This window comes from Syntrophomonas sp. UBA5494, from assembly GCF_002426325.1.
Genome location: NZ_DIPG01000059.1, coordinates 13,615 through 14,175, shown reverse-complemented (window position 1 = coordinate 14,175; position 561 = coordinate 13,615). Strand labels below are relative to the sequence as shown.

General features: G+C 53.1%; 1 protein-coding gene. It reads left to right on the top strand.

Going from position 1 to position 561, the window contains the following annotated elements; translation table 11 throughout:
* The coding region (locus B3W37_RS07035; protein ID WP_483175187.1) for a DNA cytosine methyltransferase at positions 1-476 on the top strand (476 nt) is incomplete at its 5' end.
* Positions 477-561: the final 85 nt, after the last annotated feature.

The following is a 561-nucleotide window of genomic DNA, read 5'->3' as shown; positions in this document are numbered from 1 at the left end:
GTGGTGTGCCGCAGGCTCGTAGACGGTTCTTTATGATTGGACTGTTGGGCGCAAAGGACAACTTCCTTGGAAGAATGTTGGACTTGGCGCAATCGAAGATACAGATGACGGTTCGCGACTATTTGGGAGACACGCTCCAAACGCAGTTTTACTATATGCATCCGCGCAGTTACAACCGTAGAGGCGTGTTTAGCGTCAACGAGCCGAGCGCGACCATCCGAGGAGTTAACAGACCTATTCCGCAAGGCTACAAAAAGCACCACGGTGACAAAGCCGACCCCTCAGACGGAGGAGTTAGGGAACTGACTACGAAAGAACGCAGCTACCTTCAGACCTTTCCGGAGGAGTTTGTGCTGGAAGGCAAGAAGACAGACGTTGAGCAGGCTATCGGGAACGCTGTCCCCGTGAAGTTGGCGGAGTTTGTGGCGCGGCGAATCGTCGAGTATTCGCGGCAGATAAGCGAGGCGGGCAAATGACTATAGACTACGACAAAGTTCAAAACGATGTCAGGGCTTTGGGTACCCTTGCCGACAATGACGCCTTCTTAGAGGGCTTTCTCTC